Source organism: Intestinibaculum porci (assembly GCF_003925875.1).
Classification (GTDB): domain Bacteria; phylum Bacillota_I; class Bacilli_A; order Erysipelotrichales; family Coprobacillaceae; genus Intestinibaculum; species Intestinibaculum porci.
This window is the reverse complement of the sequence record NZ_AP019309.1, coordinates 37,128-63,884: the sequence shown is the minus strand read 5'-3', so window position 1 is coordinate 63,884 and position 26,757 is coordinate 37,128. Positions and strand designations below refer to the sequence as shown.

The following is a 26,757-nucleotide window of genomic DNA, read 5'->3' as shown; positions in this document are numbered from 1 at the left end:
AATTCTGATCAAAGAGTATTCCTTTTAATCATAATCTTTACAATACCTTTCATTTATTTTCTTATTTGCTAAGTTTCAATCAATTAAATTTTTGGATTTATGGTAGTAATAATTGAGACAAAATTAAGCACTCAAAAGTAAACTTTTTAGCTATTTCAGCGTCCAACAGTATAAATATTTTCTATTAAAAAGTGCATCTTTATTTATGATGCACTTTAATCATATCTTCAATTTTCAACGTTGACACTAAGATCATACGTTTAATTCGTCGTTCATTCTTCTTATAGACAAGATAGAAAGCTCCAGCTCCTAACAGTAACAAAGCAAACATTTGTCCTGGATGATCATTTGGCATATAAATGCCTGTTTCAGGTACATCACGTACATTATAGATTGTGACAATAGGATTACCGTTCTTCACAATAGATGCATTAGAAATAGCATTATTTGACTTACCTTGCTGATCAATCTCATACTGGGTTGTATATAAACCTGAAGAATATTCTTTAATATCATAAGAACCAATATCAACATTCTTAATAGTCAACTTTTGATTACCTTTTAGACTAATTTTAGCTATCCCATTATCAAACTTTAATGATCCAGTTGTACTAGCACCGGTTGTATTGGCTCCACCCCATATTGTGGCATTGGTTCCTTCGACAGCCTTCTCTCCATTAAAAGGATTGCCCTTACTGTCTTTCAAAGTAACATAGACATCAAATGATTGATTTTGATCTCCCATATTACCGCTTGTAACATGTTTAATTGTTAAATTCTGACTACCATCAAAATCATAGAAATATTTTAGTGTATCCGGTTCAGGATTTGCTCCTGTCTTTTTGAAATGTGTCAGTTTCACAGTACTTGCTTGTTTATTAAATACGTATCCATCATCCGCTTGAGGCGGGATCCCAATAATTGTCTGATCAATTGTTCCTAAATAATCATTAGAAGATACAATCCTATATAATTTCTTAGTAGTTTCATCCTGATATTTCTCATCCTTGTTTAAAGATTCATAATCTTTAGAAGTAACTTGTTTATAAGTCTTAATTGTATAAATATCTTTACCAGCAGGAAGGTTATCTCTATTGACCCATAAAGCTTTAAAAGCAAAATGGTTATCAGCACCATCTTTATCCACATAAACCGGTTTCGACGCTAGTTGTTTTGTATACGACTCTATCAGGCGACCATTAGAAACATATTTAAAATAATAAATTGTCTTTTCAACCCTATCAAGTCCATAATCATAGGTTGTACCGTTTATTTCAAATTTGTCATTTGGCGATAACACTTGTCTTAACTGATCTTTTTGGTCTATATATTTGATATTAAGCGGCTCATACTCCCATCCCACGAAAGCATAACCCTTTTTAACGGGTGTCGCTGTTGGCATCAAAATATGATTAGAACCCTCTTCAATCGTATACTCTTGAGAATCTATATACTTGTCTTGACCATTTAATGTTCCGCCATCTAAATCATAAGTTGCCTTGTATTTATAAGGATCCATAGAAATTGCAATATTTCGATGGCGCATGTTCCTACTTTTATAATCAATATAATTTGTATAATCATTTGAAATAGCTTCGTCTAAAGCTTTATTAACCGGATTATCCGAATCCCCATTATAATAGCCTTGCTGCATTCGCCCAATTGGACCATTTGTAACATCATCATTTTGTGCACCCGTTATACTAACATTTATCGTTCGTTCATCATATCCGGGCAAAGCATCATAATACAAATATCTATGCTTACCCTCATAATCGTTTACATCCTCCATTTTTGAATGGGTACCACCTGAGGTCTGCCATGAATCTTGATCTTTTTCGGTAAACAATACTTTTGGCAGGTTATTCGTTTCTTCATCTTGACTTGCAGTATATTCATAATTTGGAGAATCTGTTCCTTCTTTATTCTTTTCTATCCACTTACCAAGTGCATCTTGACGATAATAAGGCTGTCCATTATACAAACTATCCCACCACAATCTACCGTGATGATCTTCATCATAGGAACTTGCCACAATTCTCTTAATACCTTGTGCTTTGGTTAATGTTAACGATTCTGTTTCTTTTTCTACACAGTCAAAATCAACATATATATCACTGCTTGCATGAGAAACCCAACACTCAAATTTCAATCTTTGTTTGCTTCTCCAATTTGCATGTCTTTCATTTCTATCTTTTTCTAGATGTAAGTCCCTATATGAATCAGCATCATTTTCAGAAGAATCGTACTTAAAATGAGCAATCATACCATTCCCTATTGGCGTATCATGAACTTGTCCATCATAGACTGCCTTTAAATTTGTTCCGTTAATTGATAAACGTGAAAATTCCCACTCTGTTCCGCGCTGTGAGTACATCACAAAATAAAAGGTACCACCTGGTGCTGCAGTAGTTGTTGCAGGATGATTATCTGCGGTTACAACATTGCCTGATTCATCCTTTAACTCATGTGTCGTATAAGAGTCAAATTTATCTTGATTATTATATAAGATATCCTGGAACCCATTCGCATCGACTTCTGTATTGTAAGAAGTCTGATTCTTGTTTCCCACATCAGCATAACAAACGCCATGTTCCTTACCATTGGCCTCTTTTACAACCGTAACCGCCTTAGGATCATCTGGATTGCATATTTGAGGAAGGGCGTAAATAGGCATATCTGTGTCTCCATCAGTTGGCCCATCTGTCCAATTTCCTTCAAACTTCCCAGTCGTGCTGTTATATGTCCAGCCAGAGTATCCTTTCCAGCAAATATGGCCATGATGATCCGCAAACGGATTCACTACGTGCATACGATATGTTTGATCTTGATCCACCACTGCAACAATTGTTGTCGCCTGAGTGATATCAGTTTTCCCTGAATCATCACTATCAAAAGAAATAGGCGTCTTTTTAGTTAGATCAGATGTTGGTGATTTATATAGTTTTCGCAAATGATAAGAACCCGTATTTCCACGGATTTTTCCCTCAACAAAATGAATATTCAATTGATTGCCCGTTTCAAGTTTGGTTGTTGGTGTAACAAAATAGCCACCAGTATCTCCTTCCTGTAGTCCATCAGACAATTCTTTTCCTAACTTATTTTCAACGCGATAAGAGATATCATAGGCTGCTTCATATTTCAGCTTTATATATGCATCTCCCTCAAGCAGTACACCTGTTTCAGGTGTTGGTGAATACGCATAGTATGTATAAGTTTTACTTTGATCACCAGTATCTGATTTTTCTGTATAAACGTTCGTATAGTAGATTTGTGTTTCTTTACCAGTGTCCGGAAATTCTACATAAGCCCCAACAAAACGGGCACCTGTTATTTTTGGTACCGTATTTTCATTAATGACACCGACTGGTATGTTTTTTGGTTCTTCTTGCTTTGTATCGCCAATATATGTGGTCACAGGAACTTTCTTTTCAGTATCAATCTGACCATTTGTAACAGCGGCTCTTAAGACTTTAAAAGACATTTTCTTTTGAAAAGTAAATGAAGAAGTCTTTTGATCTGCACTATCTAACTGATCAGCACTATCTAACTGATCGGCACTATCACTTTGGACTGGCTGATTATCTGTCGCATGAGCAATCTGACGGCCGTGAAAAGCACCTATGCAAAAAAGCATACTGACGGCAAGAATAAAGATACAGACATATTTTTTATGACTTAACTTTTTGATTTTCATCGTCTTTTTCCTTCTTCCTCTTTTCCAAAGCAATACACAACAATAAAATAATGAATGAAGACATCATACCAATAACATAGAGCTTAATATCTGTGTTATCACCAGTTTTCACCTTATGGGTAGTCAAAGGGTTATTCTGACTATGATGACCCTTTTCTGGTGGATATTCTTTTTGGTGATTAGGTATGCTATTTTTATGTTTATGTTTTTGTTTTTCCTTATTAGGCGGATATTCCTGAAGCTTTTTAGGAATAGGATTCTCTTTTTTATGAAGTACCTGTTTACTTGGATTCTTAGGCTTCTTCTTGTGATAAGAATTATGGAAAGTCATGGATTCTTCCTTAAAACCTCTTTTATTAACTGGTAATTCTGATTCAGCCAAGAGCTGTCCATTGGCATAACGTACCATTACCCGCACATGATATCTATTACGATCATATTTCATCCCTTTATAATGTGAATGACAATTTTGTGATACATAATAGGAATAAAGACCTGGCTTATTGTAATACATCGTAATGCCCATCTTACGATCACTGAATTTCATTTTGTAATCATGATAATATGATGACTGCGATGATGTTTTTAAACGATACACCATCACCATCCTTGGCTTCTTACAGCCTTTCCAGGAAGACTGCTGATAAATAACAAGCTGCGTACTTGTTCCCCCTTTCGCGTGAACGACGCAGCTGCTTCCCATCAATATTGAGAAGACGATGAATCCTGATAAGATACGATATTTCATGTGCTTCTCCTCTTTTCATGAACTTTGTTATAGATAAATAAAATAAGATATAAGCATAATAGGTTTAGGATAGCCCAGACTAATAATGGACAACGTTTTAATTCATCTAATAAACCATAATGATCAAAGAGATTAAAGATTCCTTGTTTTTGCGCAAAGGGATCTTTATGAATGTTCTTCGTGATTTTAGCCACCAAAACAATTCGTCCATTGGTTAAGTCCCCCTGACAGGTACTCATTAAAATGATGTGATCGGCGGGCTGGACATTTTCTAATCGATGATATTTCGCTTTTGATTGAATATTCTGTATATAAAACTCCCGTTTTTGATCACCGTCGATCCCAGGATTATAAATGCTTGTATCATAAGCATTCGCTTCAATCACCGCATAAATATCAAGTCCCTGCCAATGATGATTGGCATAGATCTTTCCATACTGGTGCTTCGCAAAATAGGGTTGGGTAAGGAAATTGCTGAGATCACCAAACATCATATGCTGGTCCATGTGATGACCAAAAATGATGTTATTAAAGTCTAGAAAGTTGGGGTTATTGCGATAATCGAGGTATAAACTTCCTGAAGCACTATACTTGCCATCAGGTGCATGACTTAAGTATTTCATATTATCCCGACCATGAACGATCGGATAATCGACTCCCGTTCCATACAGGTCCAGCCAACCGATCACATCAGGATTAGCTCTTTGATAATCCTCGAAACTACGGCTATCTCTGATGCGTGGTTTATAGTCTTTATAGTGATTGTGACTCGCATTGCTATAGAGTGAAGCACTATCCCATAAAGCATAGATACCTAATAAACCAAGTAACAGCAGTATGATGAGAAGGGTAAAGTTAAAGGCGGATGAAATACCCTGTACTGCTTTAATACTTCGCTCTTCTCTCATACATTTGCCACCTTCTTATTTATTCATTAAAGTTTTTATCTTACTTCTCTTCTTCTCTTAGAAGCGATATAACCAGCAAAACCAGCTACAACACCTAATACTAATAAGATGTAAGGTAAGTTATTTACAACGATCCCTGTTGGAGAAGTTGAATTACGTGTGTTGACTACAACAACTGTATCTGTACCTTCTGATACATTACCCGTAACATTTGCATTTCCCTGTGATTTTGTTTCAGGATTACCACTATTGAATTTTACATACGTTAATGGTGTATAAAGGTTGTTGGCTTCAGTTTCCTGTGCTTCAAATGCTGTACCTACATATAAATTTTCAAATACTAATTTTTCACCATGTGCTAAATAAACCTTTACTGGATCACTACCGCTAGTAAATGAAAATTCACCTTTATCATCCATATTTGGGTTTTTCGTCTTATCAGTATCCTGTCCACCATTAGCTGCTTTAAAGATCTTAGCTTTATAAGTTTCATTTGTTGTAGTGACTAATGAAGGCTGGGTTACTTTAACAGAGAATTCAAAGTATTTATTTTTATCTGCTAAATCGCCATTTACGATTTTACCTACTGATAAAACTTTATCTCTATTATCTGTGTTTGTTGGATTTTTTGGATCAGGATCTGGAATTTCACCTGGATCTCCTGTGGTTTCAATCTTATCTGTAAAAGTATTGACAAATCTTAATCCACCTTTGCCATCATCAGTACCATCTGGTTTTGATGGGTCAACCTTCTTTTCATTGACTGAAGTAATTTCCGTGCCTGTATCATCTTTTTCTTTAGTGACCTTAATACTTGAAATATAGTTAGTACCATCAGTTTTTGTTTTTACATAAAGCTCAGCTTTATATACAGCTTTTGAATATGTCAAATTCGTAGTATGCTTAACACCATTTTCTGTAGTTGGAGGAACCTGTTGATCTGCAGTTTCAGTAATAAGAAAGCTGTATTGACCAGGGTCTTTCGTTAAAACTTCTTTATCACTATCACTCAAAAGATCCGTATAATGTAAATAGCTGTTGTATCTCTTTTCATTGTTGCTATCACTGTTTCTTACGAAGTGATTGTCTTCCTTCTTGATGGTAATTTCCTTCGATTCTAGTGTTTCGTTTTTTCCGGTCATTTTTGTACCATCTTTTTGTAATTCACCTAGACTGAAATTAAATGTTTTACTTGTAAATTCAGTGCCAACAGGCATATCAAATTCCTTAGTAATGTAAGCTTCCACATTGGTATCTGTAGCCGCAAAAACTGGTGCTGCTAAAGATGCTGCCATTAAACCTGATAAACTTAAGGATAAAAGTCCTTTTAAGTATTTCTTATTCATAAATTTTTCACCTCATATTAGTTTTCTAAATGTTTCGACGACGAATATCACAAATGACTTTGCCTAATATCTCTTTGGTAGATACCGGTCCATAGATACGGCTATCAGTTGCTTGCGTGCGCTGATCGCTTAAGACGAAGACCTGATTTTCTCCTAATCTTATAGGAAATTTCACTTTTGAGACATAGCGCTTCGTTTTGTAATAAATATGATCTTCCTGCTGGTAAGAACCGTTAACCATTAACCCTTCTTTGGTTATGTTCACTTCATCTCCCGCTACAGCGACGATTCGCTGCACCTGAAGGACATGCTGATGACGTAAAACAACGACATCTTTTTGCGCATAGTTGTGGTCGAGTCGATAGAATAATAATAAATCTCCTTCATAAATGGCGGGATTCATATTGTCTGCGTTGTAACGCATTGCACCAAAGATAAATGTCAGCGCTAATGCAAATACAAGTAAGACAAAACCAATTTTAATGAGCAGATACATAATTTCCTGAAAGAGTGTAGGTCTCATGTTCTCCTTTTGTACAGAAGTCATAATTCGTCCTCCCTTTTCTCACAATAACATTTCTTATCAATTAGATAAAAAATATAATGATAGTTGATTATGCTTAATCTCTTAAGCACTTTGTCTGCGTAAAAAATAAGTGATTTCCTGTACATATTTCTCAATGCGTACTTCTATAATTACTGACGAATGAAACGGGTTTCTTATTGACTTCTAATTCGAAAATACTATAATATGAAGTAGCTAGAGAACTTATGTTCAGTAATATAAACTGGCTGTTTCATTTTCCAGGTTCTATCTTTTATTCTCGTATTCAAGAACGTGGAATATTGAGATGCCTCCTTTCTGTTTCGTACCAATACAAACGCTGAAAGATTATTAATGAATATAAAGATCGTTAGCCGATTAAGAATAACTTTTCCCGTAGGTTATTCTTTTGAGACTTATTCATTGCCGTGAGTAAGTCTTTTTTATATTCTTTAATAATCAGAAGATCATAGAAGCAGAGGTCACATTTCTTAACCATAAATGTTCGAATACTGTTTATATATGACCGCTAATATAAATTTTTTTAGGCTCTTTTCCAGGATAAAACATTAATATGGCGGATGAGCCTAAAAATTCATTCTATAATCTCTCATTTTATGATAGGTTATTGAAAATAAGATTATCCAATAGAGAAATTGTTTCTAATTGGTTATACCTCATTCATCACCTATTTTTCTCATGTGTTTGCCCTGTGAGGATTTTTTTCACATTTTTCCTCCGCCGCTTATCCTATCACCGAATTTCAAACGAAAAAAGTCGCAAAAATAAAATAGAGTCTATAACTTATTCTTAGGTCAGTTTACAAGGAACTACACGCAGACCGTGAAACGGGCTGCTGACAACAAACGGCGCTATGCTCCCGGCTGGGTGCATAGCACCTGTTTGTTGCGGGGGTTTCCAAAGGGGGCAGCGCCCCATTTGGCACACGACTTTGCGGAGCAAAGTGTAGTGTGTTATACGCTCTGTCGGCGTTGCCCTGAAAATACCGTTGCCGCCGGGGAGGGCAAGGGCATTTGACGCGGCAGGAAAGCAGGGCTTTGTTTGGGGCTGGTAAGCCGGAAACAAAGGGCTGATTTCAGCAGCAGACAGGGCGTATTATGAAAGCCCCCGTCCCTCGTCCTCCGCCCCCGGCCTATGGGACAAAAAGTCCCAAAGCTCTGGACACCGTGACCAGATGTGTGGCCACACTCCGGGAAAAGTAGCAGGACGGCAGGAAACCGTCAAGGCTGAAATGAATGGGCTGACGCCCGGCCTTGACCGTTCCCCGCCGCCCCGCTGGATGGGTGGACAAGGTGGCCAATCCCTAAAAGTGTTTGGCCGCACTCGTTCATTTTGGGGCCTTTCTTCTCCCAAAATTGAAATGGGCGGGAAAGCCCTAAAATGGCTTTCCCGCCTTGATTACCCATTAGCAAAGACGGGCGAGACTGTCAACGGCGGCGCTGAAAGCGCCGTTCATCTTGACCGTTGACTGGCTCGCCTGGCTTTGCTACTGCCCGTAAGAGATGGAAAAACAAGATGGTTACTATTCACAGTGCTGAAAGATTAAAAATTGAATAATGTCTTTATTTAGGGGTATATCCATATATGGGATACCCTTTTATTATAACTTTTAAAGTGATTTATAGTCATGTATTAACAATTCAAGTGTCTTATTCCTGACAACCAAAAAAGTATTCTCTTTTTCTTGATAATTTCAGCAAACATAGTCTCTAATAAATTTAAATTATATGTAAATTACTATTTATTTTAAGCTAGTTATATGATATACTGTATATAGTAACAAGGGGGTGAGAAAAGATGGCAATTGTTTATGTGACAAACAAGAAAACTGGCAAGAAATATGCTTATGAATCTGTTTCAGTTTGGAATCCTGAGCTCAAACAGCCTAGAGCAAAACGCAAATACCTTGGCGTTGTAGACGAGGAAACTGGAGAAATTATTCCTTCAAGCAAAAAGCGAGGGAGAAAGCCTAATCCTGATAAAAATACAGCTGAAAATGAAGAAAAAGCAAGCGGCAGAAGAACCTATAAAAAGATGGTTGAGGATATGCAAAAAATTATTGCAAGCAGAGATGATGAGATCAAACAGCTTAAGGCGGCTAATAGAAAGCTTACCAGCAAGATCAATAGAATTGAATCAATTCTTAATAATGATGATTAACAAGGAGTAAATCAATGGATTCTTTAGGAACACTATCAGTAAAATATGATAAAGCATGCAAAAAGATTGGTGACCTTAAAACAAGACTTTACGATTGTAATGAAGAACTGAAATCCAAAAAACAGAAGCTTGAATACAGGGATAACAGAATCGCAAAATTAAAGCAGCTTTGTCTTGAAAAAGATGAAATGATTAGAAATCTTAATGATGAAATTAACAGACTGAAAGACAAGATTGAATATCTTAATGCCATAAGCAATCATGACTCAACTACCGTTGGTATTCCTACTGCGTCTACTCCTATAGGAAAAGCAAAATATAACTCAAGCATCAATTCCAGAGAGCCTACTGACAGAAAAATTGGAGGTCAGCCAGGACATTCTAAAAGTGAACTCGGTATTCCTGATGATATTGACGAAGAAATTGAATATGTGGCAGATGATGCAACTGAGTGTCCGAAATGTGGTTCTCATGAACTTGTTTTCACCGGCAAAACTAAAGCTGTATATGAGAAAACTATTAGCATCAAGCCTATAAACCTCAAAAAGGTTTTCTATCAATACAAATGCGGAAGCTGCGGGACTACATTTTTTCTTGGCCTGAAGCCTAATGAAAGATCAGCCTGTCACTATGGGACGGCAGTACAGGCCGTTGGCTTATCGCTAATGAATACCTGCAATGTTCCTATTAACAAGGTTAAAACCTTTTTTGAGGGGATCACAAACGGAGAAATAAGTCCGTCAGAAGGCTACCTTGCAAAACTTCCTATGATTGCATCAAAAAAGTTATCTGAGTTCCGTATAGTTTTAAAGAATCTAATGCTCCAAAGAACTCTCGTATATTGGGATGACACTGTTATCAATATTAATACAAAGAAAGGCTGCCTGCGCTTTTACGGAGATGAAACACTCTCATATTATACGGCTCATGAGAAGAAAGATCTTGAAGGGATTGAAGAAGACAAAGTCCTAACACTACTCACTGAAGAGCAAAAAACGATGCATGATCACAATAAAGTGAACTATAACGCTAAATTCAAGTTTGGCAACCTTGAATGCAATCAGCACCTTCAGCGTGACCTCAAAAAAATCGCTATTGATACAAAACATGATGAGCTTATGGAACTGAAAGATCTTATTTCCGATACCATCCACAAACGCAAAGAAGCCATAAACAAGGGAGAGACTCGCTTTAGTGATGAATTTATTGAAAACTTTAACAAAAAAGTTAATGATATACTCAACCGAGCGGAAAAGAGAAACAAAAAAGATTATGATGCATACTTTGGAAGATCCGAGAAGACGCTAATTAAGCGTATACGTGATTATTATGATAATTACTTTGCTTGGGTAAATGATTTCACTCTTCCGACAACCAATAATTGCGCAGAACGCGGACTTAGAGTCGTAAAAAGCCATATGCGATCATCAGGACAGTTCCAAAATATTCAAAACGCTCAGTATTACGCAGATGCCAAAACGTATATAGAAACCTGCAGGAAAAACGGAATAAATGAGATCTATGCAATGATACGACTTTATGAAGGTGATCCAATAACGGTAAAAGAAATATTCTCAGGGGAAGATCTCTCCTGAGAATCGACAAACCGTTATAATGGTGGAATAAGGTATCATAGCCATTACCTGAAATCAGATTTAACATCATGCTTCATTTCGCTGTGTATACATTTTACATACCTCTTTACTACAATTAAAACAAGGCCGTATCACGGGCACCGTTCCGTGCTCTTTTTAGGTACAACTTTATATATCAACTATATCTAACCGTGAATAGTAACACAAGATGGAAAACAAGGTTAAAAATGGTTGACAAGTCTATCGGATGTGTGTTATAATGTGTGACAGTTTGAGATTGGAAGGAGGCTTACGTGTGTTAATTTGTGTACGCTAATAAGCAATAAAAAGTAGAAGTACCTTTCCACATGATGGTGGGCTTTTTTTGCGTGCGTATGCAAAGGAACACGTAGGTTTGACACGAGCAGTCTTTGAACTGTATCGTGGTGTTTTTTCGTGCTTTGTTGTTATGCAGGCGTCTGCCCTCTCTGTGGGACAACGCCTGCTTTTTATTGCAGAAACAAAGGAACAATGCAATAAAAAAGGAGATTCGCATTATGACCCAAAACAACAATTCATGGAGAAAAACTTATTTTACACTTCTTGCCGGACAAGCAATATCCTTTATTAGCAGCGGTATTTTGCAAATGGCCATTATCTTTTATTTGGTTGCGAAAACTAATTCTGCAATCATATTGACGGCGGCAACACTGATTGGATTTTTGCCGCAAGCCTGTTTAGGCCCGTTTGCAGGTGCTTTTGTTGACCGGCACAGCCGTAAAAGCGTAATGATTGGTGCGGATTTGATAATTGCCGCCGCTGGCGGTATTCTGGCGCTGGTGGCGTTTTACATGGAATTGCCCGTATGGTCTATTATGGTTGTCCTGTTAATCCGAAGTGCGGGAACTGCTTTTCATTCTCCAGCATTCAGCGCAGCAACACCTATGATTGTGCCAAAAGAGGAACTTACAAAATGCGCTGGTTACACGCAGACCATGCAAGCAGTAAGTGCGATTATCAGTCCAGCTGCCGCAGCGTTTTTATATGCTGTTTGGCCTCTTAATGCAATTATATTGTTAGATATTGTGGGTGCAATCCTTGCCTGTGTGACTGTTGCGATTTCGTCCATACCAACGCCTGAACTATGTCCAGAAACGAAAAGACAACAGTTTTTACAGGATATGAAAGAGGGGTATGTGGTATTAAAGCAAAACAGGGGCCTCTTTGCTCTGCTCTGGATTGGTGTAATTTATATGTTCTTTTATATGCCAATCAGTACGCTTTTTCCTCTCATCTGTATGTCATACTTCAAAGGAACACCGGCCCATGCCTCTGCCGCTGAAATTGCTTTTGCGGTTGGTATGCTGCTTGGCGGAGTCATTCTGAGCATTTGGGGCGGTTTTAAGAAACGGCGGTACACCATCGGTCTTTCCGTTCTCCTGATGGGCGTTAGCAATATGCTCTCCGGGCTTTTGCCGCCAGACGCATTTCTTGTCTTTGTTGTGTGCTGTACTGTTATGGGAATTTCCGCTCCATTTTACGGTGTGCAAAATGCGATTTTTCAAGAAACGGTCAAACCAGAATATCTGGGGAGAGTTTTTTCTCTACTGACAAGCGCCGCTTCCCTCGCCATGCCGTTTGGCCTTGTCATTTCCGGGCCTCTGGCGGAGCGGCTGGGAGTTGAGAAATGGTTTGTCATTTGCGGAATTGGCATTATCATCGTTGCGCTTGCCGTATTTTTACTACCCGGTTTGAGAGAGATTGACAATACGCAATAATCAACTGCACCTTTTTCTATTACTAAACAAAATGCCTGGATGGTGGTTCTGAAAAACCAGAACCGCCGTTCAGGCATTTTTTATCTTCGTCCTCTCTGCGGTTTTGGATTCTTCAGCAAGTCGGATTTTTCCGCAATCTTTTTCAGCCACTTCCGTTCTTCTACTGACAGCTTCCTAAAATTCAGCTTGAGCCGTTTGCAGATAAACGCCAAGTACGCTTGTTCCGTGTCGCTGTCCTGGCTGACGATTTCACCAGCAGTTTCCAGCATTTCTTTTAGCGGGTTATCCTCTGGGACGCTGAAAAAATCGTCCTTGTGTGTTGTAGTTCGTCAAATTATCATAGGCTCTAAAATCTTTTTATTTTAGGCAAGTGATATATACAAAAAAGGCTGCTTTTTCCGGTGGCATCACTTTATTTCTAATACTTCCGCACTTTATTTTAGTACATTGTATTAATAATGAATAACTAAAGCATTTCCGTAATATGGCACTTAGCGTCCTCGTTTGACGGCATCAAATTATAAGTAATTCATGCATCATTTTATAATGATAGACAAGAGCACATTATAATCATCAGAAACGTCAAATTATAATAATCATGTTGACGCAAATTAAAAATGACGGCAACCGCAAATTATTTTATGCTTAGCCATCATTTTATTTTAAGCACTGAAGTCACATTATTTTGCGTATTCAAACGCATTTTATTATAGATATGGGCGTCACTTTATATCATTCAGCAGATGCACATTATTTCCTATGCTGGAATAGATTAAGCTTTATTTAGAACCAGCAGTCCTCATTGAACATGTTTTCTACCATTTCCTCATCAATATCATCGAGAGATGACATGATGGTGTTCTTGGCTCTTTCGGATTTATAAAGGTAGTCAACCTTTCCTTCGAGTCTTTCAATCTGGATCTGCATATCCCGAAGCACGACGCAAAGCTCATCAATATAGCATACTTCATCATGAACAGCATATGTCATACTCTTAGTATCTTTGACAAGACTGCTAATCTGATCAACACTCTGCTGAAGAGATCTCATCTTTTTATTGATTTCTTTAATTTTATTACTCATGCTATGCTTTCTCCTCTCTTGTTTTTTTAATCTCAGAAATAACAGCTTCCAGCATTCTGACATTTCTGCTTCCAAGATGTGACTTGATCGTATTATGAATTTCATAATCGTCACTGAACAGCAGATAGGAGAAATTCTGAACATAATGATCAATCAGAAAGTAGAACTGATCATTAGTCATGCCGTGCTTCTGATAAAGGCCAATCGCTGAACGAAGCTCCTCAGTAATTACTTTCCTGGTTGAAGGGTAATAGATAATTTCATCAAGTGTTTTAATCATCCCAGTTCAACCTCCTGCTGTGCCATCAGAATCGTATCTGTTCCAATAGGCTTTTCTTTGCGATTTGCGCCCTCAATAAGGGCCTTTTCAAGAATATTGTTCATTCGTCTTACGGAGCCGTTTCCGATCTCCCAGGCGGCGTTAATAGCTTCAGGAGAAAAGACTGGCTCGCGGCAGCCGCATTCCTTGAGACAGTGCTTTACATAGGCTTCGGCCTCCTTTTTCTGAAGCCCCTGCATATCATAATTAATCACAACGCGCTGTCTGAGGGCATCATGCACTCTCTTGCCAAGAATACCGTTAAAACCTGATTCTCCAACGAAAATAAGAATCATTCTGTTCTTGGAGTCAAAGTCAAAATTCAGAAGCATCTTAATGTCATGAAGAATCGCATTGTGTAAATACTGTGCTTCATCCAGAATCAATACAGGTGTTACTTTGCGGTCAACTGAAAGGCTCTCAATAGTCTCGTGAATCTGCTTAAAAAGATCACACTTGCGGTTTTTTGGCTCCAGCCCCAGCCCATAGGCAACCTGTCTAAGAAATTCAGTAGCCGTTACTGTCGTCATGGCAATATAGATAACATGGTACAGCGATCGGTTAAGCTTGTTTACATAATCCCTTACAATTGATGTTTTTCCGGAACCGGGCGGACCAGTGAAGACGCCAATTCCTTTAATTGTTTTCAGATATTTGAGCCTGTCTGTCATATTCGCAACATCCTCGGATTCAAATGGTTTAGTGTATGTTGTCTCCTTCCGAAAAGGCATTTTACTAAATCCGTAGAAAGTCTTCACATCCATAGCACTATTCACCTCCAATCTTAATGTGCTGACGACGCTTTACTTTGCGGTTGGCCTTGCGGTCAAGAACGCTGACGGGAAGCAGCGCTGCTCCTTCTGCGCTCTTAATCCATGCCTTAGATAAATCAATAGGATCAATGATAAGCGTTACTGATTCACCAATATATTCCATAGGCACTTCGTAAAAGATATTATCGTATCGGATAGTTGCATCAGTGCGCACCTTTCTTTTATACCGATGAAGGAAGATCTGATCAATTTCATCCTCGTCCTTATAAATGAAGCGATCTGCATCCCTCAAATATCTTTCACGCGCATTAAGAAGATTTCCTTCATTATCTGTTTCAGTGGTTCCATGGGATTTTGTGTTATAATCGGTATAGATATACTCGTTGACTCTTAAATTGATATCTTCCAGACTCTTGTACTGACTCCAGTCCTCGCAGTAATAGATGGAATTCTTCAGCGTGCTAAATGATTTTTCAATTTTACCCTTGGCTGCACCGTCACGGACAGGCGCATGAATAAGCTGAATGCCAAGTCTCGCGCAAATCATCTGAAGCTGATGATTAGAATATGGTGTTCCATTATCAACAAGAAGCATGGACGGAATGCCATAGGTCTTTACGGCATTTTTAAGCACCTTCTGGAAATTAACGCCACTATCCGCGAAGAATACCTCAAAGCCAACAGGCATTCTAGAGGCATCATCGATAATCATCATCAGATAAGTCTGACGCCCGTCAATCTTACTAAGATAAGTGGTATCAGCCTGCCACATCTGATTAGCGAATTCGAACTCAAAAGCCTTTCTGTCCTTGCCGTCATGATATTCATCCTTCTTAGGGCATTTCTCATGATAGCCTTTCACAAAGCGATCAATAGTGGACTGCGATGTTAAATCATCAATCAGTTTGTTTTCAATCAGTCTTTTTCTGACAATTGTGTTAAGAATACGGGGATATTTTTCAATCTGTTCAATAATAAACCGCTGTGCATCATCACTCAGCACTCTGAAAGTACCTGCATCAGACCGCTGCCCGGGCATCAGGCCCTCAATTCCAAATCTGCGGTAAAGGGAGAGCCAGTTTTCAAAGGTTCCTTTGTGGTACGTTCGTACGGAATTAGTGACAGGGTTTCTTAAGCTCTTGCCCTCCAGCGACTTAAAATAGGCCGCATTGGAGCTGAAACTGTGAGTATTATTATAAGCCGGTGCAATATACCCAAATTTCCAGAGAGCAATCTTTTCTCTGTCTTCGTATTTCACTTTTTTTCTGCTCCTTTCTCCTTATTCTTCTTTTCATCTTCATGATACCATCGACGCCAGGGACCTTAAATGTCAATATTATTTTTACATAAGGGTGAGCAGCTTTCCAAATGTGAACTTTTTGACATGTAAATTATTTTTGTCAGCCTTTGTTCTAGCTGGGATCAGAAACGGCTTGTCCTCAGCCGCCAGCTTGCATCCCAGAAAAGCAGATAAAAACGCCCTGTATTTAGCAAGGCGTTCTAATAGCTGTCTTCTTATTTGATCAGGATCAGTCCCAGAAAGGGCATTAGCGGTTTCGTTAAAAACATCAGAAATTCTTTTCTTCATATCATGCAGCGAGGCAACAGAGCCGGACTCGGATTCAAATCTTTTAATCCAGTTATGGAGGGTTGATCTGGCAATGCACATTTCTTCAGCTGTTCTTTTCTTGTTTTCGTCATTTTTGAAATAGTAGCTGTAGAGGGCATCAAGCACAAAACGGTAAGTAAAGGATGTAAAAGGAATAAAGCCCCAAGGAATAATAGCGTGATAAGTATTACAGTTTTGGCAATACACCACAACAAGTTCAATATTTAACGGATTATCCAGTTCTTCAACCGTATTAATAACTGAACGTTCATATGTCATTTCAGTATGTTCGAGGACACCAATATGTTCGCAATATGGGCACTGCACTAAATTGATATCAATCTCCTCAACCATTTCAAAGTAGGAATCTTGAGTGATTTCATAGTCATCAATATTCATGTTTCGCATAGAATCCAGATACCAGTAAAATTCATTATCAGAGATCGCAATAAAGTTAATATCATCATTAATTTTTTTGGAAACATTCGAGTTTTTCTTGATTTCGGATACTAAGTGAATTGTCATGAAATTGTAGTGAAAGAGAGAACTGATGATGTAGAGGTTGTGGGTTCTCTCTTTTCCTTTCTTAAATATGGTACATCATCACCATCATAATCTCATATACATAAAATAATTTGAATCAAAACCGCACTTTATAAAAAAATTGTTCAGGAATTCTGGTCTGACCAACCTATTATAAAGTGCGTTATTATTTAAAAACCATATTACTATAAAGTGACGCAATACACGCTTGCATTGCGCAAGACGTTACATTATCTTCTGAAACATATAGCGCACCTTGTCCAGGCGGCTGTTTGGACGGCGGGGCTGGATGACTGGCTTGCCGACAGCGGCCTGATACCCTTTCAGTTCTGTAAGGCATACGCTCTGCCCGTTGGTGTAAAAGGCCAGATCAGTACGGTATGCCTGTATACAGCGGGCGGGAATCTCGCCAGTAAAGACAACTTCATCCTTTTTTACCTGGACCGTTTCGATGGTGGCACAGTATTTCGGTGCATCATGATAAGCCCTGGAAAGATATTCCTGGGGCGCATAGAGGGTGAAGGAGAGATAAGGTTCCAGCAGTTGCGTCCCTGATTCCTTCAATGCCTGTTCCAATACAATCGGGGCCAATGAGCGGAAGTCCGCCGGCGTGCTGACCGGACTGTAATAAAGCCCGTATTCAAAGCAAATCTTACAGTCCGTTACGTTCCAGCCGAACAAGCCCTGCTCCAGCCCGTAACGGATACCATCCCTGACAGCGTTTTGAAAACTCTGGTTCAAGTATCCCAGCGAAACCCGGCTCTCGTATTGTACACCGGAGCCAAGCGGGAGTGGTGTAACAGACAGTCCGATGGATGCCCAAAACGGGTTGGGCGGCACCTCGATATGGATGGTGTGGCTGGCTGCTTTGAGCGGCCGCTCCATATAAATGACGGTGGGTTCCTTTACCACTGTTTCAAGCTTGTATTTTTCCGACAGCAAAGCGGAAACAACCTCCAACTGCACCCGGCCCAAAAAAGAAAGAATGATCTCATGGGTGATGGAATCCACCTCGCAGCGCAAAAGCGGGTCAGTATCCGCAAGTTGCGTAAGAGCGTCCAGCAGCCGTTCTCTTTGCGCTGCCGTTTTCGGCGCAATCGACGTCCGCAGCATGGGGAGGGGGTCCTCACGCCACCTTTTACGAGGGAGCCGGGTTGGGTCCCCTAATACATCGTTTAACCTCACGCTGTCGCTGGGAAGGATAACAATTTCACCCGGATAAGCGGTGTCTGTCCGAACAATTTCCCCTTTGGATGGAATACGCATCTCTGTGATTTTCAGCTTTTCTCTCCCGGCCAGGGCCACCGTATCCCGCAGGCGCAGCGTTCCGCTGTATAGCCGTAGATAGACACGCCGCTGGCCGCAATCTGTATACTCCACCTTGAAAACGCTGCCGCATAGGGCGGCGCTCCCCTGTTCCCCAATCGGTTGGAACAGCCCTGTCACCGCATCCATCAACGGTTGAATGCCAAGGCCCTTTTTGGCGCTGCCATAATAGACCGGGAACAGGGAGGCGTCTTGAACCCGCCGCTGTTCCTCCCGCACAAGTTTTTCCCGGCTGATTGGTTCTCCTGCGATATACTTTTCCAATAATTTATCGTTATTTTCGATGACCGCATCCCATGCTTCTATGTCGGTATTTTCCTCCAGGACTATTTCCGGGGACAGCGACACCGTCTGCTTGATGATAATATCGGCGGAGAGCTTATCCCGAACAGACTGAACCACGCTCTGCAAATCAACGCCAGCCTGGTCGATCTTGTTGATAAAGATAACGGTGGGAATGCTCATTTTCCGCAGGGCATGGAACAGAATACGGGTCTGGGCCTGCACGCCATCTTTAGCGGAGATCACCAAGATGGCCCCATCTAAAACAGCCAAAGAGCGGTACACCTCCGCCAAAAAATCCATGTGGCCGGGCGTATCCACAATGTTGACTTTACATCTGTGCCACTGGAAGGAAGTGACTGCCGCTTGAATGGTAATCCCACGCTGCCGCTCCAAAAACATGCTGTCCGTCCTCGTTGTCCCTTTTTCGACGCTCCCCGGTTCTGAAATGGCTCCGCTGGCATATAGCAGGCTCTCCGTCAAGGTCGTCTTTCCAGCGTCTACATGGGCAAGAATTCCAATATTGATTATTTTCATGTGATTGTTATTGATTATTTTCATGTGATTGTCCTCCCTTTACTGCCCCGAAGGGCATAAAAATCCCCAGCAGTAAAATACTTTTACCACTGGGGATGATAATTTGCGGACATACACATATACAGCATACACCTGTTTGTGAGTGCTGTTTTTGGGGATATGTCAAAATTGATAAGGCAAAAGTATTCTTAAATTGGGTACAAAAAACTAAGCCCCTACAAAAGGGACTATCATAATCCTTTGTTCCCACTATTTGATTATAGTTTTATTTAAGAATACCTTGCCGCATATTTATTTCTCCTTTTATCATATAGTCTTATTATACCACATCAGTTTTAGGAAAACAAGTATCTAAAAGAAATTTTTCTTCCCCTGTGAGTCAAACATGATATTGTCTTTATGTACCAAGAAAGAAAGTGTCCTGAATGATAGATTCAAATAAGTATGTTAAAATATCCTCCTAACTTTACTATTAGACGAGGAGGTATTGCATGAGAAAGGTTGAGTTAAATAATATGGAAGAATACAAATACAAAGTTATTAAAAAGCTAGTAGAAACAAACGGGAACAAAAAGAGAGCGGCATTAAAGCTTCATTGCACTGTCAGAAATGTGAACAGATTAATCGTTAGGTACAAGCAAGAAGGAAAGGCTGCTTTCCAGCACAAGAACAAAGATCGTAAGCCTGCTATTGCTTTTTCTCCCGAAATGAAAAAACAGATTATTGGTTTATATAAAGACAAATACAGCGATACCAACTTTAGACATTATACTGAGATTGTTTTTGAGGAACTTGGTGTGAAGATTAGTGATACGACTGTGAATAAGTGGCTTAGAGAGGAAAATATTCTTTCGCCAAAAGCTCGCAAAAAAACAAAGAAGCAGCATAAGAAGCTGATGAAAATGAAGCTTAAAAGCGTAAAAAGTGAAAAAGAAAAGAATAAAATCAAGGAAATGATTTACAAAGTGGAAAAGTCTGAAGCTCACCCAAGACGTCCAAGATGCAAATATGCCGGTGAAATGATTCAGATGGACGCTAGCTCCTACAAATGGAACGGCTCTGATATATGGCATCTGCATGTCGCAATCGACGATGCCACAGGAGAAATCGTTGGTGCTTATTTTGACCACCAGGAGACACTTAAAGGCTATTATGGCGTTGTTTCACAGATCCTTCTGAACAAAGGTATACCAGCCCTATTTTATACAGACAGACGTACTGTATTTGAATATAAACGAAAAAATGCGCCTTTAGACAACGAGGATACTTTCACCCAGTTTGCCTACGCAGCGCATCAGCTTGGTATAGAAATAAAAACAACGAGCGTCGCTCAAGCTAAAGGCCGCGTGGAACGAGTTAACCAAACACTTCAATCACGGTTGCCAGTAGAATTAAGACGCGCTCGTATTACAACGATAGAACAGGCTAATCATTTTCTTCACAGCTATATTAAGAAGTTCAATGATCAGTTTGCTCTACGTCTCAATAGTACCAAAAATGTGTATGAAAAGCAATTGACGCCAGCACAAATCAATAAAGCATTAACCATTATTGAAAATCGAAAAATTGATAAGGGACATAGCTTTCAGTATCATAACCTTCACTATATGATTGTGACTAGTACTGGAGCAGATGTGTATTTTAAGGAAGGGACCGAAGTCATGGTGATTAAGTGTTTAGATGGCAAAATTTATGCCAATATAAATGATAAGCTTTACAATATTCGTGAAATTGAAAACTGGGAAGAATATTCAAAAAACTTTGACGTAAGACCAGAGCTGAAAAAAGAAAAGAAGAAGTATATACCACCAATTGACCATCCTTGGAGACAGAATAGCTGGAAGTTATACTCTTCTTCAATCAGAGCCCATTTATATGGTGCTAATAATTTAAAAAAATCAGGACATTTTCAAAATCGCTTGACAGTATCTAAAAGAAATTTTTCTTCCCCTTATATGTAACAATCATACCGGCTTCCTAACGTTCAGAATGGTTTCTACTGTCTGCTGCGGTGTTTGGTTGGAATTGTCCAGCCAAAAGCCGATCCGTGGTGTTGTCTGCATTTTACTAAATACAAATTCAATGTATACAGAAAGAAATATATAAGGAGTGGGAGGGATTCCGCCGTAGTCGGCATTGTAGGAAAATCCAAAAGTTTAGATTTTCTCAAAATGCTTATCTTTTGGTCTTTGGTTCGGAATAGTGTAGTGCTGGCGGTCTATCTATTGTTTTCGGTTGCTTGCTTCTTTACCGTACATGAGCATTAATTGATTGTATTGTAATCAAGAGATAATCATTACATCCATTAATGTTCTCTACGATATTTCCAGCTTGAACTTAAGCCAGCAATCATACACATAATCGGCGTAAATAATAGGAACAAGATCCCTGCTCCGGTTCCTTTACCAAAGCGTGAGGCGACTTTAAAGTAAGACATAATCTGTAAGATAGCCACAATAATCCCAACTAATACCATGACCATCGCACTGCCGGCGATGGCATTTTCATTACCGCTAGCGGCTGCCCCAATAGTAATAACCATCACTACGGACATACCAATGGTGGCTAGTAAGCGCCCTGCCATACCAAAGCCAGCCATCTTATACCAGTCATAAACATTCAAAATAGGAATAATGGAATGCCAGCCAGGTATTCCTGCTTTCTTATACATCTTCCAGGTCCCAATGAGCTGTAAGATGATAAATATTAAAGCGAAAACCCAAATACTCATTAAGGTACCAATAATGACATTCATATCTGAATCATTCATATCAATTTCCCTTGGTCTTCTTGAAGACTCCCTTTCCCTCCCATTATAATATTTTTCTCTACAGGATTCTATTTCATTATTATATAATTAAAAAAAAGGAGTGATTATAATCAAGATTTATGTATATCTCGATGAATCTGGCAATATCCATCAGAATAGCCCCACACCTTTATTTGCCATTGGCGGTTACTTTGTCATTGATGAGGCACATCATAAAGATAAAATTATTCAACGTTATAAAAAGATTAATAAGAAACAAAAAAAGAAACGACAGTTACCACTTGATCAGGAGCTGAAATCAAGAATGATGCATGATGATGAAAAGATTGCATTACTCTCACGTATTCAAAAGATTGATGGCTTTTATGGCTGTGCCATTCTCTTTGATAAAAGCCATATGATGAAGAAAATTGATCGTTGTAATATCTTCTTTAACTATGGTGTGAAATTACTTTTCCATGACTGTATATTACCGCTTTTACCACCCCATCAGTCTTATGAATTCATTTTAAGTATTGATAATCGTAATGTGAGTGTTGGTGATTTAAAAGACTTAGAGAAGTTTTTAAATACTGAATTCTGTTACTGCGATTATAGCTTTCAGATTACCTATTATGATTCTCGATACCATTATGGTATCCAGCTAGCCGATTTAATTGTCAATACGTTCTATCTCTGCTCTAAAAACTATCCTTTAATCTATCCTGTCTTAAAGATTTTAGATCCCACAAGATTTAGATTGAATATCTTTCCTGGTCATATTCGAAAAGGTAGGACAAAGAAAATCAACTTCATTGACAAGCCTTGATGACAATGGTACCATTGCATTAAAGTAAGACCCAGAACCGGCAGCTAAATGCTAAGTGTGCTTTGTGTACACTGCCCTCTGGGCATTTTTTTTAGGATAAAAAATAGCCATCGGACTTAGCCGGTGGCTTTTCATTTTTGGGCAAACCACATTCACGTTGTGTGGTTTATAGCTTTCAAGTCGTTTACATACTCTGCCGGTCCACACCAAAATCTATAAAAGTGAAGAATCCATCGGTGGCTTACCTATCACCATGGAAGGCTTTTGTCTCTTTGATGCGAAATAATAGTGTATAAAACCATATAATATGCACAAACAGAAAAAATCTCATAGAAATCTTTTTCTATGAGATACTAATAGTTTTTTATATCCTGCATATGTGGTGTAATTATAATCCTAGCTGCAGGTTGAATGGTTTTCATATACCGTTTCATCAGTTTACGGTCAATAGCCACGCAGCCTGCGGTGTATTGATGTCCTGAGTAACAATGCAGGAAGATGGCACCACCAGCCTGCTTAACTTTTGCATATTCATTGAAGTTAATAAATAAGGCATATTCATAAGCCTGCCGGCTTTTTGCCAGGTATTCACCAGGTATTACATGATCACTTTCTCTGTAGGTATTATTGCCGTAATACCAGTAAGAACGGTTATTAAGTTTTTTATACGTGAATGGTGTACCAGGATTATTATGGGTGCCAAAAGCATAGGTAAAACGAAAACAGCCAATCGGTGTCGTATAATCACCACGATGTCGATGCCGTTTCATCCCGTTTTTACCAATATAAGCTTTTGTTGTCCTTAAACTTTCCTGCCAGCTTGCTTTCTTAGTCCATAAACTGACTTTATATCGGCCCTTTTGCAATGGGCCATTAACAATCACTAATTGCCTGGTTTCGCGAGACACTTTTGTCTCTTCGATTAACGAAGAGACTGATCTTTGCAGCTGACAGTCTTTTAAAGAAATATAGCCATGGGCATCACTGCTTAAGCCATATTGGCCATTGATGGCATCAATGGCTAGAATGTTTCCTTTCTTCAGTGTTTTTACAATCTTTGATGAAGCAGAAGGTTTTAAATAAACCTTCTGCGCACTTTTAACCTGGTAAAGACCAGGGACATATTTTTGAACATATATTGGTGAAATGAGTGATAAACATAACAAACACGATAAAATAGAATGCATAAACTCTCCTTAATACTGATCATAAATATGAAGCTGATGATCATGACATATCTTGGTGCGTTTTCTTATGTCCTGACAGATCTCTTCGATCGGTTTATGATCATTATGATCTATCACATACACACCAGCTGACATATCAAGCGGTGTATTTTTTTCAAGTGAAGAGAGATTTTTATATAACTCTTTGATTCGCACTTTGAGCTGAACATCAGAGGTCATAACATAATAGCAGTCCTCAAAACGGCTCAAATTTTCTTTGCCAAACATGCGAATAAAACAGTATGTGATATCATCAGACACAGGGGCGATCTTAATAGCCAGAATAGCCAATTGAGCACCTCCTGCCTCCACTTCTTTACGAATCTCATCTTCGATATGATAGAAATATATAGCTCCAGGTAACTGGGTCTTGGGATCCAAATGGGTTTTATATATTTGTACTAAGCGTTTATAGACTTCAGAGTCTTCCCGATTAAGCAAAGGATCTTCATCTCTTATGAGTTCCTGTTTTTCATGATACATGAGTTCATCCGCTTTGGCGATCAGCTCCCGCACTGATAAAGTCGGATCATCAGATGAAAAGGCATAGCCTGATGAAACAGTGATATGATCGACCAGCTGACCATGCCATGAGGCAATACGTGATAAAAGGTTTTGATAAAACGTTTCAAAATCTTTCTTTTGCGTTTCAAGAATAATTACAAATTCATCACCGCCAATGCGATAGGCTTTGCCTGGCATATTGAAATGATGCATCGTTTCTTGTATGCAGGAAGCGACTCCCTTTAACATTTCATCCCCTGCTCTATGTCCTAAGTGATCATTCACTTTTTTTAGTCCATTCGCATCCATTGCCACAATCGCATAGTCCTTTGGACTATGCCATAAGTTTTGATCTAAATCTTCATCATAAGCTCTACGGCTATATAATCCTGTCAGCAAATCATCATTAGCCGCTTTTTCTGCAAGTATACGTCGCCGTTTTGTATAAATCCATCCGGTGATCGGGATCGTAATAATCATCGCTAATAAAGCGGCTAAGCCTAAGGCCCCGATAAAATGTTTTTTAATGAAATCACCCAATGTGATTTCCTGCTTTGCGACCGTGTGATCCATTAAAGATTCACTAATATTTTCTTGTTTCCAGCTGACAATACCACGATTGATAATATCGAGAAGATATCTGTTTGAAGAGCCGATGGCTAATGTCATCTCGAGAGGTGGATTGACTCTTTTTTCAGAGAGATCTTCACTACCATGGAGATAAATAGAAATCTGATAAGAATTGAGAAGTGTCGCATCAGCCTCACCTGAACGTACTGCCTTTATGCAATCTGAAATACTATTATAATAAACAGTTTTGTAATTTTTATAAGCAAAATTGTGATAAGCCTCTTTCATTGGACTCTGTTCCGTTACGGCAAGAAGATGTCCGTTGGTATGGCCCTTTTTCGTCATCAAACTGACGGTCGTAGAATTCATATTAATGCTCTGTAAAATGCCGATCTGTTCTGATCGCCAGGCATTGCCGAGACAAGGTACAAAGAGATCAATCTTTTCGTGTTGCAGATCTTTAATCATTTCATTCACTTTCTTATAGGCATGATAACGTAGCTTATTATTCAGATGAAAATAGTGAAATGTATGCTTTAATAAATCTATATACGTCCCTGCAGCTTGTCCTTGATCATCAGTATAAGAAAATGGGGCCATATCCGTCAGATAGCCGATATCGATCGTATGATGCTTTTTGAACCAGTTGAGTTCTCTTACAGAGAGTTCTGACATGATAACTGAATGAGAAAAATACTTTTCGGCAAGTGAACTGTCAATCCGCGGTACTGTTGATGTCAATCTTGCCATGGCCTGATTCACATCTTCTACTAAATCAGGTCTTTTTTTAGACGTCACAATAAAAGAACTAGATGAACCAATATATTTAAAGGGTACATTGTTTTTTTTGATTGATGTCCCTAAGCTAAAGCCTAAAGTCATATCCGTCTTTCCCTGTTCATAGGCCTTAACTCTTTGCATGGAATTTTTATAATATTTGAGAATCAGTCCAGCTTTGTTTTTCTTATTCCATGCCTCCAATTGTCCTGTCTGGATCACACCTTTTGTCACCCCAACAGTTTTTCCTTTTAAGGATTTTAACTGGCCATAATCATCCGCCTTCTTTTTAGGCACAAAAAGATAATAGCTTTCCCGATCAAAAGGAATCGTGGAAAAAAGCATGTGCTGACTTCTTTCTTTACTGTAGGAAATATCAGTCATGACATCCACATCCCCTTTAAGCAGCTTCTGATAAATGCTCTGCCATGAACCATAAACATACTGACATTTCCAGCCAGCATAATTAGCCACCTGCTGGATATACTCATAACCTAAACCACTTTTTGGTTCCTTGCTGTTTTTTCCATCCTGATAGCCTTTAAAATAGAAATAGCCAATTTTCACTGTCTTTAAGTGATCTTTTGTTTCTCCATGAAGAGGAGAAATGACAGCTATAATCATCTGTATGACAATGACAATCAGTAAATAGCAAATAAACTTCTTACTTCCATATCTGAACAAGAAATGAACTCCCATAAAACATCCCTCTCAATTCTATTGATCAACATATTCCTTCCCCGAATATGTATGTAAATATATTATAACATAGCCCTATTCTTTGCTTTGATTAAATCAATGAAATATTATAAATTCAATTAACAAATGAAAAAGCGAAAGAATATCACTATTCC

General features: G+C 38.8%; 20 protein-coding genes. 6 read left to right on the top strand and 14 right to left on the bottom strand.

Annotated elements, in window-relative coordinates; translation table 11 throughout:
* Positions 1-199: 199 nt before the first annotated feature.
* Genes SG0102_RS00290 through lepB form a run of 5 tightly spaced genes read right to left on the bottom strand, consistent with a single transcriptional unit; the run spans position 200 to position 7,246 of the window.
* A complete protein-coding gene (locus tag SG0102_RS00290; protein ID WP_125118095.1) occupies positions 200-3,697 on the bottom strand; it encodes a DUF7601 domain-containing protein in 3,498 nt (1,165 codons plus the stop codon).
* Positions 3,672-4,445, bottom strand: a complete 774-nt coding sequence (locus SG0102_RS00285; RefSeq protein ID WP_125118094.1) for a Spy0128 family protein — start codon at positions 4,443-4,445, stop codon at positions 3,672-3,674. The genes SG0102_RS00290 and SG0102_RS00285 overlap by 26 nt, the downstream gene beginning before the upstream one ends.
* On the bottom strand, positions 4,442-5,353 hold the full coding sequence (srtB, locus tag SG0102_RS00280; protein WP_125118093.1) for a class B sortase: 912 nt from the start codon (positions 5,351-5,353) through the stop codon (positions 4,442-4,444). Before srtB ends, SG0102_RS00285 begins: the two co-directional genes overlap by 4 nt.
* Positions 5,354-5,388: 35 nt before the next feature.
* A complete protein-coding gene (locus SG0102_RS00275; RefSeq protein WP_125118092.1) occupies positions 5,389-6,699 on the bottom strand; it encodes a DUF7601 domain-containing protein in 1,311 nt (436 codons plus the stop codon).
* Positions 6,700-6,724: 25 nt separating this feature from the next.
* Positions 6,725-7,246, bottom strand: coding sequence for a signal peptidase I (gene lepB / locus SG0102_RS00270; RefSeq protein WP_125118091.1), 522 nt, complete (start codon positions 7,244-7,246; stop codon positions 6,725-6,727).
* A gap of 1,815 nt (positions 7,247-9,061) precedes the next feature.
* Here lepB and SG0102_RS00255 point away from each other — a divergent pair.
* The 4 genes from SG0102_RS00255 (at position 9,062) to SG0102_RS16020 (ending at position 13,142) form a co-directional block, all read left to right on the top strand.
* Positions 9,062-9,424 carry a hypothetical protein gene (locus SG0102_RS00255; protein WP_125118090.1) on the top strand — a complete coding sequence of 121 codons (363 nt, stop codon included), beginning with the start codon at positions 9,062-9,064 and terminating at the stop codon, positions 9,422-9,424.
* Between the two features lie 14 nt (positions 9,425-9,438).
* Positions 9,439-11,019: an IS66 family transposase gene (locus tag SG0102_RS00250; protein WP_125118089.1), complete on the top strand. Its 1,581-nt coding sequence runs from the start codon at positions 9,439-9,441 to the stop codon at positions 11,017-11,019.
* A gap of 536 nt (positions 11,020-11,555) precedes the next feature.
* Complete coding sequence (locus SG0102_RS00245) at positions 11,556-12,776, top strand: MFS transporter (RefSeq protein ID WP_002584949.1); 1,221 nt, start codon at positions 11,556-11,558, stop codon at positions 12,774-12,776.
* A 39-nt stretch (positions 12,777-12,815) separates the two neighbouring features.
* Positions 12,816-13,142, top strand: coding sequence for a hypothetical protein (locus SG0102_RS16020; RefSeq protein WP_456298643.1), 327 nt, complete (start codon positions 12,816-12,818; stop codon positions 13,140-13,142).
* A gap of 417 nt (positions 13,143-13,559) precedes the next feature.
* On the opposite strand, the gene SG0102_RS00235 is transcribed toward SG0102_RS16020, so the two are convergent.
* From SG0102_RS00235 to tet(W), 6 genes are all read right to left on the bottom strand, one after another.
* Positions 13,560-13,859, bottom strand: a complete 300-nt coding sequence (locus tag SG0102_RS00235; protein WP_125118088.1) for a hypothetical protein — start codon at positions 13,857-13,859, stop codon at positions 13,560-13,562.
* 1 nt (position 13,860) lies between these two features.
* The gene (locus SG0102_RS00230; protein ID WP_125118087.1) at positions 13,861-14,139 is read right to left on the bottom strand and encodes a hypothetical protein; all 279 of its coding nucleotides are present in this window, start codon (positions 14,137-14,139) and stop codon (positions 13,861-13,863) included.
* A complete protein-coding gene (locus tag SG0102_RS00225) occupies positions 14,136-14,942 on the bottom strand; it encodes an ExeA family protein (protein ID WP_125118086.1) in 807 nt (268 codons plus the stop codon). The genes SG0102_RS00230 and SG0102_RS00225 overlap by 4 nt, the downstream gene beginning before the upstream one ends.
* A gap of 4 nt (positions 14,943-14,946) precedes the next feature.
* On the bottom strand, positions 14,947-16,209 hold the full coding sequence (locus SG0102_RS00220; RefSeq protein WP_125118085.1) for a DDE-type integrase/transposase/recombinase: 1,263 nt from the start codon (positions 16,207-16,209) through the stop codon (positions 14,947-14,949).
* A gap of 84 nt (positions 16,210-16,293) precedes the next feature.
* Entirely contained in the window at positions 16,294-17,085 is a 792-nt protein-coding gene (locus SG0102_RS00215; protein ID WP_125118084.1) for a hypothetical protein, read from the bottom strand.
* A gap of 243 nt (positions 17,086-17,328) precedes the next feature.
* Positions 17,329-19,248, bottom strand: coding sequence for a tetracycline resistance ribosomal protection protein Tet(W) (gene tet(W) / locus SG0102_RS00210; RefSeq protein ID WP_125120743.1), 1,920 nt, complete (start codon positions 19,246-19,248; stop codon positions 17,329-17,331).
* A 491-nt stretch (positions 19,249-19,739) separates the two neighbouring features.
* On the opposite strand from tet(W), the gene SG0102_RS00205 reads away from it, so the two are divergent.
* Positions 19,740-21,209 carry an ISNCY family transposase gene (locus SG0102_RS00205; protein ID WP_197715055.1) on the top strand — a complete coding sequence of 490 codons (1,470 nt, stop codon included), beginning with the start codon at positions 19,740-19,742 and terminating at the stop codon, positions 21,207-21,209.
* A gap of 344 nt (positions 21,210-21,553) precedes the next feature.
* On the opposite strand, the gene SG0102_RS00190 is transcribed toward SG0102_RS00205, so the two are convergent.
* Positions 21,554-22,018 carry a DUF5684 domain-containing protein gene (locus SG0102_RS00190; protein WP_125118083.1) on the bottom strand — a complete coding sequence of 155 codons (465 nt, stop codon included), beginning with the start codon at positions 22,016-22,018 and terminating at the stop codon, positions 21,554-21,556.
* Positions 22,019-22,118: 100 nt separating this feature from the next.
* On the opposite strand from SG0102_RS00190, the gene SG0102_RS00185 reads away from it, so the two are divergent.
* The gene (locus tag SG0102_RS00185; RefSeq protein ID WP_125118082.1) at positions 22,119-22,826 is read left to right on the top strand and encodes a DUF3800 domain-containing protein; all 708 of its coding nucleotides are present in this window, start codon (positions 22,119-22,121) and stop codon (positions 22,824-22,826) included.
* Between the two features lie 353 nt (positions 22,827-23,179).
* Here SG0102_RS00185 and SG0102_RS00180 read toward each other — a convergent pair whose 3' ends face one another.
* Positions 23,180-24,013, bottom strand: a complete 834-nt coding sequence (locus tag SG0102_RS00180; RefSeq protein ID WP_125118081.1) for a L,D-transpeptidase family protein — start codon at positions 24,011-24,013, stop codon at positions 23,180-23,182.
* 9 nt (positions 24,014-24,022) lie between these two features.
* Complete coding sequence (locus SG0102_RS00175; RefSeq protein ID WP_162300164.1) at positions 24,023-26,587, bottom strand: transporter substrate-binding domain-containing diguanylate cyclase; 2,565 nt, start codon at positions 26,585-26,587, stop codon at positions 24,023-24,025.
* Positions 26,588-26,757 lie beyond the last annotated feature (170 nt).